The sequence below is a fragment of the Falsihalocynthiibacter sp. BN13B15 genome (assembly GCF_041205415.1).
In the GTDB taxonomy this organism is placed as follows: domain Bacteria; phylum Pseudomonadota; class Alphaproteobacteria; order Rhodobacterales; family Rhodobacteraceae; genus Falsihalocynthiibacter; species Falsihalocynthiibacter arcticus.
Genome location: NZ_JBGFCE010000001.1, coordinates 268,586 through 281,489, shown reverse-complemented (window position 1 = coordinate 281,489; position 12,904 = coordinate 268,586). Strand labels below are relative to the sequence as shown.

General features: G+C 54.9%; 13 protein-coding genes and 1 riboswitch. Of the genes, 7 read left to right on the top strand and 6 right to left on the bottom strand.

Going from position 1 to position 12,904, the window contains the following annotated elements; genetic code table 11:
- Position 1: 1 nt before the first annotated feature.
- From thiS to thiD, 3 genes are read right to left on the bottom strand one after another with little or no spacing between them, the layout of a single operon-like run.
- Positions 2 to 199 carry a sulfur carrier protein ThiS gene (thiS, locus tag AB9F26_RS01375; protein WP_335585063.1) on the bottom strand — a complete coding sequence of 66 codons (198 nt, stop codon included), beginning with the start codon at positions 197 to 199 and terminating at the stop codon, positions 2 to 4.
- Positions 183 to 1,178 carry an FAD-dependent oxidoreductase gene (locus tag AB9F26_RS01370; RefSeq protein WP_369756331.1) on the bottom strand — a complete coding sequence of 332 codons (996 nt, stop codon included), beginning with the start codon at positions 1,176 to 1,178 and terminating at the stop codon, positions 183 to 185. The genes thiS and AB9F26_RS01370 overlap by 17 nt, the downstream gene beginning before the upstream one ends.
- Complete coding sequence (gene thiD, locus AB9F26_RS01365) at positions 1,178 to 2,011, bottom strand: bifunctional hydroxymethylpyrimidine kinase/phosphomethylpyrimidine kinase (protein ID WP_369767103.1); 834 nt, start codon at positions 2,009 to 2,011, stop codon at positions 1,178 to 1,180. The genes AB9F26_RS01370 and thiD overlap by 1 nt, the downstream gene beginning before the upstream one ends.
- Before the next feature lie 29 nt (positions 2,012 to 2,040).
- Positions 2,041 to 2,141, bottom strand: a riboswitch (TPP riboswitch).
- Positions 2,142 to 2,239: 98 nt separating this feature from the next.
- On the opposite strand from thiD, the gene AB9F26_RS01360 reads away from it, so the two are divergent.
- From AB9F26_RS01360 to AB9F26_RS01345, 4 genes are read left to right on the top strand one after another with little or no spacing between them, the layout of a single operon-like run.
- On the top strand, positions 2,240 to 2,953 hold the full coding sequence (locus AB9F26_RS01360) for a TetR/AcrR family transcriptional regulator (protein WP_369767102.1): 714 nt from the start codon (positions 2,240 to 2,242) through the stop codon (positions 2,951 to 2,953).
- A gap of 4 nt (positions 2,954 to 2,957) precedes the next feature.
- Complete coding sequence (locus AB9F26_RS01355; protein ID WP_335585059.1) at positions 2,958 to 3,908, top strand: HlyD family efflux transporter periplasmic adaptor subunit; 951 nt, start codon at positions 2,958 to 2,960, stop codon at positions 3,906 to 3,908.
- Entirely contained in the window at positions 3,905 to 4,843 is a 939-nt protein-coding gene (locus AB9F26_RS01350) for an ABC transporter ATP-binding protein (RefSeq protein WP_335585058.1), read from the top strand. Before AB9F26_RS01355 ends, AB9F26_RS01350 begins: the two co-directional genes overlap by 4 nt.
- Entirely contained in the window at positions 4,840 to 5,976 is a 1,137-nt protein-coding gene (locus AB9F26_RS01345) for an ABC transporter permease (RefSeq protein ID WP_369756333.1), read from the top strand. Before AB9F26_RS01350 ends, AB9F26_RS01345 begins: the two co-directional genes overlap by 4 nt.
- 53 nt (positions 5,977 to 6,029) lie before the next feature.
- Here the strand turns inward: AB9F26_RS01345 and katG are convergent, their stop codons facing one another.
- Complete coding sequence (katG, locus tag AB9F26_RS01340) at positions 6,030 to 8,204, bottom strand: catalase/peroxidase HPI (protein ID WP_369767101.1); 2,175 nt, start codon at positions 8,202 to 8,204, stop codon at positions 6,030 to 6,032.
- Positions 8,205 to 8,356: 152 nt separating this feature from the next.
- On the opposite strand from katG, the gene AB9F26_RS01335 reads away from it, so the two are divergent.
- From AB9F26_RS01335 to AB9F26_RS01325, 3 genes are all read left to right on the top strand, one after another.
- A complete protein-coding gene (locus tag AB9F26_RS01335) occupies positions 8,357 to 9,253 on the top strand; it encodes a hydrogen peroxide-inducible genes activator (protein WP_039001640.1) in 897 nt (298 codons plus the stop codon).
- A 73-nt stretch (positions 9,254 to 9,326) separates the two neighbouring features.
- Entirely contained in the window at positions 9,327 to 10,091 is a 765-nt protein-coding gene (locus AB9F26_RS01330; protein WP_369767100.1) for an NAD(P)H-dependent oxidoreductase, read from the top strand.
- 139 nt (positions 10,092 to 10,230) lie between these two features.
- Positions 10,231 to 10,968 carry a YbaY family lipoprotein gene (locus AB9F26_RS01325; protein ID WP_369767099.1) on the top strand — a complete coding sequence of 246 codons (738 nt, stop codon included), beginning with the start codon at positions 10,231 to 10,233 and terminating at the stop codon, positions 10,966 to 10,968.
- Between the two features lie 90 nt (positions 10,969 to 11,058).
- Here AB9F26_RS01325 and AB9F26_RS01320 read toward each other — a convergent pair whose 3' ends face one another.
- Positions 11,059 to 12,342: a TRAP transporter large permease gene (locus tag AB9F26_RS01320; protein ID WP_335585053.1), complete on the bottom strand. Its 1,284-nt coding sequence runs from the start codon at positions 12,340 to 12,342 to the stop codon at positions 11,059 to 11,061.
- On the bottom strand, positions 12,339 to 12,866 hold the full coding sequence (locus AB9F26_RS01315; protein ID WP_335585052.1) for a TRAP transporter small permease: 528 nt from the start codon (positions 12,864 to 12,866) through the stop codon (positions 12,339 to 12,341). Before AB9F26_RS01315 ends, AB9F26_RS01320 begins: the two co-directional genes overlap by 4 nt.
- Positions 12,867 to 12,904: the final 38 nt, after the last annotated feature.

The window sequence follows — 12,904 nt, the reverse complement described above, 5'->3', positions numbered from 1 at the left end:
TTTATCCCCCCTGCATCGGGGCAAGGACTTCGATCCTATCGCCGTCGGAGATCGCGAAATCGGCACGGGCGGTGGCGGGAACAAATTGGCCGTTCACAGCAGTCGCAACTTTAGCTTCCCCAAACCCTCGGGCCTCCAGCAGATCTGCTAACGTGCCAATCTGAATGTCCACGGGTTCGCCATTAATTTGAAGTTTCATCCATTACCTCCGGCTGTTTGTTATCAAAGATTAATTCCGCCACCATGCGCGCCAACGCGGGGGCCAATAGGAACCCATGCCGATACAGGCCGTTGGCGCGGATAAGGTTTCCCTCACGGCGAATGCGCAGCAGGTTGTCGGGAAATGCAGGGCGACTATCGACGCCAATTTCCAATACCTCGGCCTCGCCAAAGGCGGGCGCCAGAGCATAGGCTGCGCTCAGCAGTTCGAGCAGCGCGCGGGCGGTGACGTGCTTGCCTGCGCGGCCTTCAATCATCGTTGCGCCCAGCATGAAAACGCCGTCGCCGCGCGGTACAATATAAAGCGGGACGCGTGGGTGCAGAAGGCGGATGGGGCGGCTTAAGGTGACTTCGGGACAGAAGAGCACAAGCATTTCGCCTTTGACTCCGCGCAGATCAGCGATCTGATCGCGGGCCTGAAACCCTCGACAATCAATGGTTAGGCCTCGCTGGGCAAAATCCTCGGGGTCGGCTTCGGCCTGTTCAAACACCGCGCCATCCGCCACCAGACTTGCCTGCAATCGCGCCAAAGTTTCGCGAGGAGCCAGATGCGCCTCGCTTTCGAAGTAAAGCCCATTGGTGAAACGGTCGGCCAAATCAGGCTCTAACGTGGAGATTTCGTCCGAAGTGACCTCTCGAAAGTTGGTCGTGCGTCGTGCAAATCGGGTCAGGTCCGCTTTGTCGCGCGAGGGTGAAACCACGAGCGAACCGTTGCGATGTACGGTCTGCGTTTTCGCTTCCCACCAGTTGGCGGCCTCTTGGCCAAGTCGGATCACGGGTTCTTCGGCGCTTTCACCCTCGCAAAATGGGGCAAGCATCCCGCCCGCCCACCATGAGCAAGCCTGTGGCCCCGGGGTGGCGTGGCGATCAATAACCGTGACATGGGCGCCGCGATCCAACAAGGCGCGCGCCACACACAGGCCCGCGACGCCCGCGCCGATGATCGTGATTTCAGGCATTACCATTGTCTATAAAAGTGATGAACGGGGCCGTGCCCCTTGCCAATTTGCAACTGATCCGCGGCGGCGATTGCTCCTTGCAAATAGCTATGCGCGGCGACCACGGAGGAATGCAAATCCAGCCCCTTGGACAGGTTTGCCGCGATTGCGGAGGCGTAAGTACAGCCAGTGCCGTGGGTATTACGGGTGGCGATGCGGGGCGCAGAAAGCGTTGTCACCACGCCGCCCGCCTCAATCAAAATATCTGAGCAAGTTTCCCCTTCTGCGTGGCCGCCTTTCATCAAAACCGCGCTCGGCCCCATGGCCAAAAGGCGCATTCCTTGCGCCGTGACTTCGGCCAATGTGTGCGCTTGGGGCTCGCCCAACAGGCGAGCAGCTTCGGGCAAATTGGGTGTAAGTAACGTGGCGAGGGGGAGGATTTGCGTAACCATTGCTTCAATGGCAGCGTCTTGCAAAAGCGAGTCACCGGATTTGGCGATCATCACCGGATCAACAACTATGGGACCTTTAAAATCGGTGAGGCACCGCGCGACAGCGTCAATGATCGAGATCGAAAACAACATCCCGAGCTTAATAGCGCGGACCTGAATATCGGCAAGGACCGCCTCGATCTGCGCGGCGACAACATCGGCAGGCACCTCATGAACGGCGGTTACTGACTTCGTGTTTTGCGCTGTGATGGCTGTTATGACGCTGGCCCCAAACGATCCATTCGCCGACATTGCCTTGAGATCAGCCTGCACACCTGCACCACCGCCGCTGTCCGAGCCTGCTATTGTTAGGGCGATTGGGGTCGTGAATGTCACTGGCGCATCTCCATCGAGTTGGGGCATGCCAGCGAAAGAAAGAGTCTGCGCGATATTTGCGCAAAGTACCCGTTCCCTACGCCGGTATAACCCGGATCAGGTTCGACGGGTCGGTGCAAGCACCTCTCAGCCCTAATGGGCCCCCCGACGGATAAAATATGGTGTCTGGCCACAAGTACGTGGACAAACAATCGTTGGGGCAATGCTTAGTTTAGATTTCTAGTAGCCACAACCCGATGTTTGAGGCGCTTTCAAATGCATCCACGATCACTATGCCTAACTTGGAAAGCCCTTGCTACTGACCATCAAGTCAGTTATAATTCTCACATGTCCCCATCAGAGAAATCAGAACCAAAGTTTCGCCGACGTGCAAACGCACGCCCAGATGAGGTTTTGGATGCGGCCCTTGCCCTCTTTATTGATCAAGGGTTTGCACGAACAAGTGTGGATCAGGTCGCCCAACGCGCGGGTATTTCCAAGGGGGCCGTCTACCTGTATTTCCCCTCCAAAGAGGCCATACTTGCGGGCCTAGTAAATCGCACAATCGCGCCCTTAACGGATGCTCTATTTGACAATATTTCGCATCATCAAGGGGATCCCCGCCCGGCTATTGAGCAATTCTTACGAATGATGGGGAAGGTCTTGACGGACAAACGCAACCGAGCCGTCCCCTTGATCGTAATCCATGAAGCTCCCGCAGCCCCAGAGATTGCCACGCTATTTCGCACCGCCGTTTTAGACCGCGCCATTCCCGCCCTTTCGACGCTTTTGGCGCAGGGTGTCGAAGGAGGCCATATTCGGCCCATCGACCCCGAACTAACCGCGCGAACTGTGATCGGACCGATCCTCGCACACATCATTTTTTACGAAATATTCGGGATCGAACCAGAGGGTGGATTTCATTTGGACCGCCTAATTGAGAACCACCTTTTGATCCTAAACGCAGGCCTCGAACCCCAGAAAGGATAGCGAGATGAACTCCCTTCCGAATTGGCTGATCGTCATCATCAACGCCATTTTTCCAAGTTTTGGGGAGCCCGTTGTTCTGGAATATAACGGCTATGCTGAGGGTGATTACGTCTATGTTGCGTCTGCTGTCGCGGGTCGGATTGTGAATATGCGCGCGCGAGAAGGCGAGTCCATTTCTGCGCTTGAGACGCTGTTTCAAATCGACGACAGCCACCAGACCGCGGCCTTACATGCGGCGCAGGCCCAAGTTGCTGTCGCGCAAGCAAATCTGGAAAATCTAGCGACAGGAAGCCGTGACGAAGAGATCGCCGTGATCCACGCCTCACTTGATTCCGCCAAGGTGGATCAACGCCTTGCCCAGTCGACATTGGAGCGCACCCAACGCCTTTCCAAAACGGGGTCCGTTTCGCAAGCCCGCGTCGATACCGATACGGCTTTGTTACAAGGGGCCAACGCACGTGTCGCCCAGTTTGAAGCACAACTACACGTCGCCGAATTGCCTGCGCGGGTTTCCCAAAGGATAGCCGCCGAAGCCACCCATGACGCCGCCCTCGCCCAACTTGAAGGCGCCCGTTCCGCCCTGAATGACACCACCGTCAAAGCTCCGATTGGAGGGCGTGTTGACAAGGTGTTTTACGAGCAGGGCGAAGTTGCTTTGGCAGGTGCTCCGGTCGTCTCGATCCTCCCTCCGGCAAGCTTGAAGGCTTTGTTTTTCATCCCTGAAGGCGAGCGCGCCAGTGTGTCGTTAGGTGAAATTTTTGATGTCGCCTGCAGTGGTTGCCCTGACGAAATCACCGCGCATCTGACGCGCCTTGCCGCGACGCCGCAATACACGCCTCCCATCATTTACAGTCGCGAGGAGCGGTCGCGGCTGGTGTTTCGGGCCGAAGCTATACTGGAGAATGCGGGTGATGTTTTGCCCGGACAACCCCTCACGTTGAGGCCACGCGATTGACCCAACCATTTGCCATATCCGTTACAGGCCTGACCAAGGTTTTCGGCGGGCGAAGGGTGGTGGACAGCTTTGATATGGAGGTACCCAAGGGGGCTATTTACGGCTTTCTTGGCCCCAATGGTTCGGGCAAAACCACGACAATCCGTATGATGTGCGGGTTGCTCACGCCGGATGAGGGCGCGGGTACCTGCCTTGGGTTTGATATCCTGTCGCAACAAGGCAGCATCAAAGAAAACGTGGGATATATGACCCAAAGGTTCTCGCTTTACGAGGACCTGACGATCCGTGAAAACCTCGATTTTATGGCGCGAATGTACCGGATTAAGAACCGCAAGAAATGTGTACAAGAGGCATTGAGCGACTTAGGCCTCGCTGACCGTGCAAACCAATTGGCGGGCACGTTGTCGGGCGGGTGGAAGCAACGTTTGGCGCTGGCGGCATGTTTGATCCACAAACCCACCCTATTGTTGCTCGATGAACCCACGGCCGGTGTCGACCCAAAAGCGCGGCGCGATTTTTGGGATGAAATACGCTCCCTGTCGGCAGCAGGCGTGACCGTTCTCGTTTCAACCCACTACATGGACGAAGCGGTGCAATGCGATTTCATCGCCTACATCGCCTATGGGAAAAAACTTATCGCAGGGCCCGCGCATGACATTCCGCGCATGATTGGCCTCTATACGTGGCGCGTCACGGGCCCTGAAATTTCGGACCTTGAAGCCTTACTCCGGCAGGATGCCGATGTTGGTCAGGTCGCCCGCTTTGGCGCCGTTTTGCATGTGTCGGGGACAGATGAGGCAAAACTCAAAGCACTCGCGGCGCGATACAACACCGAAAATATATACACCTGGGTTCAAAAAGAGGCCGAGCTGGAAGAAGCTTTCATCTATCTGATGACCGGCGTTGACGACAATTTCAGTGGGGCCAAACCATGAAATGGTCGTTCTCACCTGCGCGGTTATGGGCTGTTCTGGCAAAGGAATTCGTCCAGATGCGGCGCGACAAAATCACCTTTGTGATGATGATCGGCGTTCCGATCATGCAACTCCTTATCTTTGGCTACGCGATCAACTCCGATCCTCATAACCTTCCAACGCTCGTTGAAATGTCGGACGAAGGGCCAGTGACGCGGGCGATCCTTATGGGCATGAAATCATCCACTTATTTTGATTTTCAGGGCATCGTGACCAGCCGCGAAGAAGGCGACAAGGCGCTGCGCGACGGATCGGCGAATTTCTTGGTGGTGGTGCCCCCTAACTTTGAGCGAGATATTTTACGTGGATTTTCCCCCGAAATACTCCTGTCCGCCGACGCCTCTGATCCCGCTGCGGTCGGGGGTGGGGCGTCGGCGATGGGGGGTATTATTGACATCGCGATGGCGCAGACTCTGACTGGCCCCCTGCGCTATGCCGCCGGAGCCCAACCGCCAATTAGCGTTGTGGTTCATCGGCAATATAACCCCGAGGGCAACACCTCAATCAATATTGTCCCCGGCCTTTTGGGGGTCATATTATCGCTGACGATGGTGATGATCACGGCGGTCGCGATTGTTCGCGAAACCGAGAAGGGCACGATGGAAACGCTGATTGCGACACCTGTGCGGCCCCTCGAAGTGATGCTCGGAAAAATCCTCCCGTATGTTTTAGTTGGATATGTTCAGACCGTGGTTTTCTTGATTGCGTCGCAGGTGTTATTTGGCGTGCCTTTCATCGGATCGCCCTTCGCCTTCTTTGTGGGGTTTAACCTCTATATCGTCGTCAATCTTGCGCTTGGCTTCCTGATCTCGACGGTCGCGCGCAGCCAAATGCAGGCCATGCAAATCTCGTTCTTCACGCTATTGCCAACGATCCTGCTCTCGGGATTCATGTTCCCTTTTGCCGCCATGCCCGTGTGGGCTCAGATGATTGGCAATGCGATCCCCGCGACGCATTTCTTGCGTCTCGTGCGCAAGGTCATGCTCAAAGGGGCCGACATTAGCGATATTCTGGGTGATCTCACTAACATCAGCATTATCATGTTGGTGATCGTCGCGATTGCGCTCAAACGGTATCGCCAAACGCTAGACTAAGCGCAATGAAGGGGCATCCCCGAGCGCGATACCCGCCCAAGGATGCTGTTTTATTAAGCTATATCAAAGCGATCCGCATTCATAACCTTCACCCAAGCTGCGACAAAATCCGTCACAAACTTCTCGGAATTATCATCCTGCGCATAGACTTCAGCGTAGGACCGCAGGATGGAATTGGAGCCAAACACGAGGTCCATGCGTGTCGCGGTCCACTTCACTCTGCCCGAGGTTCGGTCGCGAACCTCATAGGTGCCTCCGTCCACCGGATGCCACGAATTGGCCATATCCGTCAGATTTACGAAGAAATCTGTGGTAAGGGCACCAGCGCGATCCGTGAACACACCGTGTTTTGAACCGCCATAGTTGGTGCCCATAGCCCGCATGCCACCAACCAAGACCGTCATTTCATTGGCCGTTAAGCCCATGAGTTGCGTGCGATCCAGCATCAATTCTTCTGGGCTAACAATGTAGTCTTTTTTGAGCCAGTTGCGATAGCCATCGGCCAGCGGTTCCAAAACATCAAAAGACTCGGCATCGGTCATCTCTTCCGTGGCATCTCCACGCCCTGAAGCGAAGGGAACCAACACAGGATATCCCGCAGAATTGGCCGCTTGCTCGACGCCGACATTCCCCGCGAGGACAATGACATCCGCAAGACTTGCACCGCTTTCTGCTGCAATGCTTTCAAGCACACCCAGCACTTTCGCCAAACGGACAGGCTCATTGCCCTCCCAATTTTTTTGGGGTGCGAGGCGAATGCGCGCACCATTGGCACCGCCGCGCATGTCCGAGCCGCGATAGGTCCGCGCGCTGTCCCATGCTGTCGAGACCATTTCGCTCAGGGTCAAACCGCTCGCTGCGATACGGCCCTTAACTGCCTCAACATCATAATCCGTTTGCCCCGTGGGAATTGGGTCCTGCCAGATCAACTCTTCTTGTGGCACATCGGGACCGAGGTAACGGGTTTTGGGGCCCATATCGCGGTGGGTGAGCTTGAACCAAGCGCGTGCGAAAGTTTCGGAAAAATACGCGGGATCCTTGGCAAATTTCTCTGAGATTGCGCGATAGGCCGGGTCCATTTTCATCGCCATGTCGGCGTCGGTCATGATGGGCATACAGCGGATCGTCGGGTCTTCGACATCAACAGGCATATGCTCTTCTTTGATGTCGATTGGCTCCCATTGCCACGCGCCTGCAGGGCTTTTCTTTAGCTCCCATTCATACCCGAAAAGCATCTCGAAATAGCCGTTATCCCACTTGGTTGGGTTTGTCGTCCACGCCCCTTCAATTCCGCTCGAGACCGTTTCGCGGCCCACGCCTTTGCCTACCGGATTTTTCCAACCCATGCCCTGCTCTTCAATGCCAGCCCCTTCCGGCGCGTCGCCCAAGAGGCTTGCGTCGCCATTACCGTGGGTCTTGCCCACCGTGTGACCACCCGCCGTAAGGGCCACGGTTTCTTCGTCATTCATGGCCATGCGAGCAAAGGTTTCGCGGATATGTAGCGCGGTTTTGAGCGGATCGGGGGTGCCGTTCACGCCTTCGGGATTCACATAGATCAAGCCCATCTGCACGGCGGCAAGCGGGTTTTCCATCGTGGAAGGGTCTTCTAGGTTTTCATAACGGTTGTCACTCGCGGCCAACCATTCGTTTTCCGAACCCCAGTAAGTGTCGATCTCAGGCTGCCAAATATCTTCGCGCCCAAAGGAAAATCCAAACGACTTCAACCCCATGGATTCATAGGCAATTGTGCCTGCAAGGATCATCAGGTCAGCCCAGCTTAATTTATTGCCGTATTTCTTTTTGATCGGCCACAACAAGCGACGTGACTTATCGAGGCTGACGTTATCGGGCCAAGAATTCAACGGCGCGAAACGTTGATTGCCCGTTCCACCGCCCCCGCGACCGTCGGCAAGGCGGTAGGTTCCCGCCGAGTGCCAAGCCATGCGGATCATCAGGCCACCATAATGCCCCCAGTCGGCAGGCCACCACTCTTGGCTGTCCGTCATCAGGGCATGAACGTCTTTTTTCAACGCCTCTACATCAAGGCTTTTTACGGCTTCGCGATAGTCAAAATCCGCACCCATCGGGTTGGTTTTGGAATCATGCTGGTGCAAAATGCCGAGGTTAAGCGCATTAGGCCACCACGCCATAACCGACTTGTCCGAAGCCGTATTTCCACCGTGCATCACAGGGCACTTGCCGACCGTATCTTTATCATTACCGTCCATGTTTTCCTCCGTCAGAAGCCGCGTTACTTGAATTACGTGACAAGGCGAGTAGCTCGAAGAACTCGCCCTGAAACTATCCATTCCTTCTAAAGCTAGCAGACCAGAACCATAATACAAATTGCATTTTCTAAACCCAATGATAGTATTTTCTAATGAGTCGACTCTCTATGAAACATCTGCGTTATTTCGATGCCCTCGCGCGATTTGGCCACTTTGGGCACGCCGCTGAGTCCTGCGCCATTACCCAACCTGCCCTCTCCGTTCAGATCAAAGAACTGGAACAATTGATCGGCACTCCGCTGGTCGAACGCGGCGCGCGGCAAATTCGCCTAACCAGTTTTGGCGAAGAATTTGCAAAACGTGCGGGCGATATTCTACGATCAGTTGACGAGCTTGAAGATATGGCGCGGGCGTCACAAACCCCACTCATTGGGCGGCTTCGGATCGGGGTCATCCCAACCGTTGCGCCGTATCTTTTGGCCGATGTCATCAAAGAACTTTTCCGTCAGTACCCCGGATTGGACCTGCGCCCTCGCGAGGCGGTAACCCAAAAACTGATTGAGGATCTGGTCGGAGGCCGCATGGATGCTGCCATCGTCGCCCTCCCGATTTCCGAACCGTCCTTGCATGAGGAGACCCTCTTTGAGGAGGAATTCGTTTTGGTACGGCCCCTAAAAGACGCCGATTTACCGGTTCCAAACTCTGCAATGTTACGCGAAATGCGGCTACTTTTGCTTGAAGAAGGCCATTGTTTTCGCGATCAGGCCATTTCGTTTTGCAAGATGTCTTCGACTATGCCGCGCGACCTCATGGAGGGGAGTTCCCTATCGACATTGGTCCAGATGGTTGGGGCGGGAATCGGTGTGACCCTGATTCCCGAGATGGCCGTTCCGATCGAGACAAGCTCCGCAGCGGTTACGGTGTTCCGTCTAGCGGCGCCCCGCCCTTCGCGGACCATCGGCATGGTTTGGCGTAAAACCAACCCATTGTCCGATCAACTCGCCCAAATTGCCGAAGTCGTCAGACAAGCAGGGACGCGCAAAATTTAGATTCCATACGCTTACCTATACGACCGCCAAATGAACCTCTCAATTCGCCTTTGATGACACTAGGACCGCTTTCATGCCCCGCACCCTGATTGTACTTGCCCACCCAGAAAAACAGTCCTTCAACAGCAGCTGGGCACAGGCCAGTGCGCAAGCATCACAGGCCGAGGGGCACGAGGTTATGTGGTCCGACCTCTATGCGTTGAACTTCGATCCCAGCGAGAAAGCCGACAATTATGCCAGCGCCCGACAGGCCGGTTTTTTTGACGTTCTAAAGGCCCAAGAGGCCGCCGCGGACACGAACTCTTTGCCAGAGGATGTTGCGCAGGAAATTGCGAAAATCCGTGCGGCGGATCGGATCATTTTTCACTTCCCGATTTGGTGGTTTGCGCCGCCTGCCATTCTGAAGGGGTGGTGTGATCGGGTTTTTGTACAAGGGGCGCTTCACACCATCGACCAACGTTTTGACAACGGCATATTCCGAAGGAAAACCGTCCTTTTCTGCGCCACCACGGGGGCGAATTCCGCCGAAAGCGCCTTCAACGGCAAGGAAGGCGACGTCCGAATGTTGTTGTGGCCCTTGGCCTATACGCTGCGCTATCTCGGGTTTGACGTCCTTGAGCCTCGGGTTTTACATGGCATTCACGGCTATCACGAAGGTGCAAATGAAGTGGCGTTGAAAGCACGTTTAACGTCCGAGCTTGAGGGCCACGCACAGACCATTGCTCAATTTGAAAGCCTGCCAAAAATCGCGTTTAATGCGGACACAGAATTTGATGCTGAAGGCAGTTTATTGCCAGACGCGCCGAGCTATTCCCATTTCATAAGGCAAAAAGCATAAACCAAAATTCAGCAAAAAGGCGCGTCGTTCCATCCGTCTCATTTAATGTGAACCACATTTCGAATATACCGTCGGCAAGCTGGATATTTGAATTTCAACGCCCATCTTTAGGCATGAAAACACAGAAAAGGATTTTCGGATGGATTACCCCCTCAAGACGCTAAGCCTCGCATGCGCGACGGTTGCCCTAAGCACGTTCGCCGCAACTGCAGGAACGGTATCAGGCACCGTTACCTACCTTGAGCGCATTGCCCTGCCGCCCGAGGCGACGCTCACCGTGCGCCTGCTTGATGTGTCCCGCGCCGATGCGCCATCTATGGAACTCTCGACCAAGGTCTACGCGTTGAACGGAGTGCCACAGCCGTTCAGCTTGGATTATGACAACAACATGATCGACCCTCGATTTACCTATTCCGTGGATGCGGAAATTGAGCATATGGACGAGGTGTTGTTTCGCTCCACATCCGCGTATTTGGTGATTACGCGCGACGCTCCATCCGAAGTGGATATTGTGGTTCAAAGGATGCCGGCCCCGCGCGCGGACCTTGAAGATACAAGTTGGGTTGTGACGAGTATTGGCGGCAATGTGATCGTCGCAGATCGCGTACCGATGGTAGAGTTTGCGCAAAACGGTGCGTTTGCCATCCAAACCACCTGCAATAATCTAGGAGGGGAGGCCGAAATCGGCGAGGGCACGATCACGTTTCCCACCAACATGCCAACGACCATGATGGCCTGCGAAGACCCCTATATGAGGTTCCAAGGGGACATTACCGAAGCGCTCCTTCAGGTCACGGGATACACGCTCAGCGACGCCACGTTGACCTTCACCAATGAGGCCGGGATTGAAGTCATGGAAATGCAAGAATCCAAGTAATCAATTACTCGTTAAAAACAAAAAGGGGCGGACCAATCATGGCCCGATTGTGCGGCCCACCCCTTCTCTCAGTCAGTCGTCGCCTATCCCTTAGCGGAACAAGTGAACGGCTGTCATTGAGACCGCTGGGAAATATGTCACGATCATAAGAGCCGTGATGGCCGCCAAATAGATCGGCGCCATTTTCCGTGCGATCGAAAGTACGCCCACACCAGAGATCCGCGACGCCACATAGAGCGTGGCCCCAACAGGTGGTGTGAACAGGCCAACCGCAACATTGCAGGTCATAATTACGCCCAAGTGAACGGGATCGACGCCAAATGCCTGTGCCGTTGGAAGAAACAAGGGCGCAGTCAAGAGGATCGCTGGTACAGGGTCGAGGACCAACCCAAGGATCAACAAAACAATGTTAACCATCAGCAAAAACATCCAAGGTCCGGTTGACACTTCTTGCACGAAGGCCACCAGAATTTGTGGCATTTGTTCAAGCGTAATGAGCCATCCAAGAACAGTTGTTGCGCCAATCACAACCATCACAACCGCACTGGTGACAAAGGCATCAATCATTAGGCTTGGAAGGTCGCGAATGTGGAAATCGCGATACACAAAGATCGTTACGATAAGCCCGTAGACCACCGCCAAAGCCGCAGCCTCAGTGGGGGTTACCCAACCGGTGAAGATCCCGCCAAGGATCAAAACGGGCATAAACAACGCGGGTGCCGTGCCGACAAACGAGCTCCACAATTCCTTGCGCGACGTTTTGCGCCCCCCCGGATCACAGCCCGTGGATTTCCCGACGTAAAAGCACACTCCCATAAACGCGAGCCCGAAAATCAAACCGGGGACCATGCCCGCGAGGAACAGATCGGCGACCGAAACGTTGCCAACAAAGCCATAGATGAGCATCGGAATGGAGGGCGGAATGATGATGCCAATTGTGCCTGCTGCGGCCACGAGGCCCGCTGCAAACGCCTTGTCATAACCTTCCTTGGCCATGTTTTTAATCATGACGGAGCCAATGGCCGCACTGTCGGCAATCGCTGATCCGGAGATACCGCCGAAAATCATCGACGCCCCGACAACAACCATGCCTAAACCGCCCGGCATGAAGCCAAAAGCCGCCCGCGCAAAACCGATAATCCGAAGGCCAACGCCGCCACGGCTCATCAATTCGCCTGCAACGATAAACAACGGAATCGCCAAGAAGTGGTTGGGTTCAACACCGCCGATGAAGTTCAGATAGAGCGCTTGAAGTGGATAGCCCAAGTCGAAAACAAGGATCGGAAGGACCGCCGTCAAAAGGATCGCCCAAACAAGCGGAACCCCCATGAACACCGTCACAAGAAAGACGGCTACGACAAAAAGAAGAATCATATTTGGGCCTCGGTGTTCGATGACAAATCCGGGTCAGTTGGCGGAGTACGCATGTCAATTGCGATATTAAAAGAGTGGAACAAGAGCGTGCAGGCCATTCCCACCGGCATCGACGCGTACAAAAGGCCAACGGGCCAGTAGAGGACCGTGGTTTTTTGCGCCCACGTATGGCTCGAAATCGAGAAGCCCGTGTAGATCAAACTGATCAATAGGGCGGCAACGACAAGGTCGATGAAAAGAACGAGGCGGCGACGCATTACCAGCGAGAAAAGGTTATCAACAATTTCGGTGACCCGCATATGTGCGCCCCGTGCGATTGCTGCGGCGCATCCAAGGAACGTCGTCCAAAGCAGAAGAAACGCGGTGATTTCAAGGGACCATGCCAAATCAAATCCAGCAGCCCCGCGCAGAAACGCGTTAACAAAAACGAGCGAAACGATTGCCGTTCCACCCAAAAAAAGTACACCGTCAATTGATTTGCTCAGTAGGCGCAAACCCGCTGGATATTTTGACCTGTAATCCATGACCCCTCCTTTAGAGAAAAGTCGGGGCCCTTAGACCC

What these genes read in the sequence shown, in the direction of transcription:
- AB9F26_RS01360 (WP_369767102.1), top strand. Translation starts at nt 2,240, where the DNA reads ATGCATCCACGATCACTATGCCTAACTTGGAAAGCCCTTGCTACTGAC.
- AB9F26_RS01345 (WP_369756333.1), top strand. Translation starts at nt 4,840, where the DNA reads ATGAAATGGTCGTTCTCACCTGCGCGGTTATGGGCTGTTCTGGCAAAG.
- thiD (WP_369767103.1), bottom strand. Translation starts at nt 2,011, where the DNA reads ATGCCCCAACTCGATGGAGATGCGCCAGTGACATTCACGACCCCAATC.
- AB9F26_RS01325 (WP_369767099.1), top strand. Translation starts at nt 10,231, where the DNA reads ATGGATTACCCCCTCAAGACGCTAAGCCTCGCATGCGCGACGGTTGCC.
- AB9F26_RS01315 (WP_335585052.1), bottom strand. Translation starts at nt 12,866, where the DNA reads ATGGATTACAGGTCAAAATATCCAGCGGGTTTGCGCCTACTGAGCAAA.
- AB9F26_RS01335 (WP_039001640.1), top strand. Translation starts at nt 8,357, where the DNA reads ATGAGTCGACTCTCTATGAAACATCTGCGTTATTTCGATGCCCTCGCG.
- AB9F26_RS01330 (WP_369767100.1), top strand. Translation starts at nt 9,327, where the DNA reads ATGCCCCGCACCCTGATTGTACTTGCCCACCCAGAAAAACAGTCCTTC.
- AB9F26_RS01370 (WP_369756331.1), bottom strand. Translation starts at nt 1,178, where the DNA reads ATGCCTGAAATCACGATCATCGGCGCGGGCGTCGCGGGCCTGTGTGTG.
- AB9F26_RS01320 (WP_335585053.1), bottom strand. Translation starts at nt 12,342, where the DNA reads ATGATTCTTCTTTTTGTCGTAGCCGTCTTTCTTGTGACGGTGTTCATG.
- katG (WP_369767101.1), bottom strand. Translation starts at nt 8,204, where the DNA reads ATGGACGGTAATGATAAAGATACGGTCGGCAAGTGCCCTGTGATGCAC.
- AB9F26_RS01355 (WP_335585059.1), top strand. Translation starts at nt 2,958, where the DNA reads ATGAACTCCCTTCCGAATTGGCTGATCGTCATCATCAACGCCATTTTT.
- thiS (WP_335585063.1), bottom strand. Translation starts at nt 199, where the DNA reads ATGAAACTTCAAATTAATGGCGAACCCGTGGACATTCAGATTGGCACG.